Source organism: Crossiella sp. CA198 (genome assembly GCF_052078295.1).
GTDB lineage: Bacteria > Actinomycetota > Actinomycetes > Mycobacteriales > Pseudonocardiaceae > Crossiella.
The window spans coordinates 1-1,572 of the sequence record NZ_JBQJIM010000069.1 but is presented as its reverse complement, the minus strand read 5'-3'; the positions used below and the strand labels follow the sequence as shown (position 1 = coordinate 1,572).

At 66.9% G+C, this 1,572-nt stretch carries 2 protein-coding genes; one reads left to right on the top strand and one right to left on the bottom strand.

The window, feature by feature from the left end:
- Positions 1-29 precede the first annotated feature (29 nt).
- Complete coding sequence (locus ACTOWY_RS44755) at positions 30-1,304, bottom strand: IS110 family transposase (RefSeq protein ID WP_441315692.1); 1,275 nt, start codon at positions 1,302-1,304, stop codon at positions 30-32.
- 86 nt (positions 1,305-1,390) lie between these two features.
- Here ACTOWY_RS44755 and ACTOWY_RS44750 point away from each other — a divergent pair.
- The coding region (locus tag ACTOWY_RS44750) for a hypothetical protein (protein ID WP_441315691.1) at positions 1,391-1,572 on the top strand (182 nt) is incomplete at its 3' end.

The following is a 1,572-nucleotide window of genomic DNA, read 5'->3' as shown; positions in this document are numbered from 1 at the left end:
TGGCGGCTGGCGGCTGGTTGTGGTGTGGGTCAGGCCGCGGTGTGGTCGGGACGGGGCTGGAGGGTGACCCTGTGGCCGGTCAAACGTTCGAGCTGGCGGGTGAGGTCGCGTTCGCGGCGTTGCCGGTTGAAGCGGGACTCATAGAAGTCGGGCCCGAGGTCCTGGTAACGGGCCTCGGGATCGGAGAGCAGGTGCCAAATGATGCTCAGCAGGGAGTTAGCGGTCGCGACGATGGCACGACCACGGCCGATGCGTCTGGCCAGTCGCCGGTAGCGGTGACCGAGAAAGGTGTCAGTGCGGGCCAGGGAGGCCACGATCTCGCCCAGGGTGGCACCCAGCCACGGGTTGCCCCTGCCGGTGGCCCCGCCTTTGCCCTTGCCCGCGGACTTCTTGTCCACCGGCGCGCACTTGGCCCAGGAGACCAGGTGCCCGGGAGTGGGGAAGACGGTCATGTCCACCCCGATCTCGGCGAGCAGTTCCCCGGCTGCGGTGGGGCCGATGCCGGTGATCTCATCCAGCTGGGCCGCCTGGTGGGCGAAAGGGGCGAGCATCGCCTCGATCCGGGCGGTCAACGCCTCGACGCGGGTGGTCAGCTCGTCGATGCGGTCGAGCATCATGCGGGCCAGCATGGCGTGGTGGTCCTCGAAGTGCCCGGTCAAGGCTTCGGTGAGGGCGGTGATCTTGGGTCGCATCCGGCCCAGGGCCATCTCGGCCAGGACCCGGGGGTCGCGTTGTCCGGCGATCATCGCCTCCAGCATCGCCCGGCTGGATTTGCCGAGCAGGTCGCTGGCCACCACGGTCAGCTTGATCTGGGCGTCTTCCAATAGTTTTTCCAGGCGTTGCCGTTCGGCGCCACGGTCGCGGATGAGGGTGCGGCGGTAGCGGGTCAGATCACGTAGTTGCCGGATCGGTTTGGGGTGGATCAGGCTGGGCCGGCACATGCCCCGTTCGGTGACCTTGGCCAGCCAGACCGCGTCGAGTTTGTCGGTTTTGGGGCGGCCGGGCACGTTTTTGACGTGTGTGGGGTTGAGTAGCCAGCAGCTGAGTCCTTCGGCTTCCAGCAGGTAGAACACTGGTTTCCAGTAGGAGCTGGTGGCCTCCATGGCGATGAGTTCCACTCGCTGCTCGCCTAGCCAGTCGGCCAGCTCCAGCAGTGATCGGGTCATGGTGGTGTAGTCGCGGATCTCCTGCACACGCTTGCCCGGTTTGTCCTTGTGCGGCACCCGCAGGCAGGCGGTCAGGGTGGCTTTGCCGATGTCGAGGGCCGCGACCCGGTGCACGATCTCGATGGGTTGCTCGGTCACTTCCTCCACGAGGGTCTCCCGTTCTCCCTGTTGGGCTGGGTGGTCACCCCGGGGGAGCCTCGGGTGGTGAGAAGAATCAGACTCGCGTGCTCGAAGCGACAATGCAGGACCCCTGGCAGGCTCCCGGTGTCAGGCACTTGGACGGCCTCATGGAACCAAGGGACGCGACGACATCGGGGGTGACCAGCCCCGATTTTCCGCCCGGCACGGGCGTCTGGAAAGACCCGGACGGCACTTGGGCCAACTGGCACGCCCACTTCGGCCAACC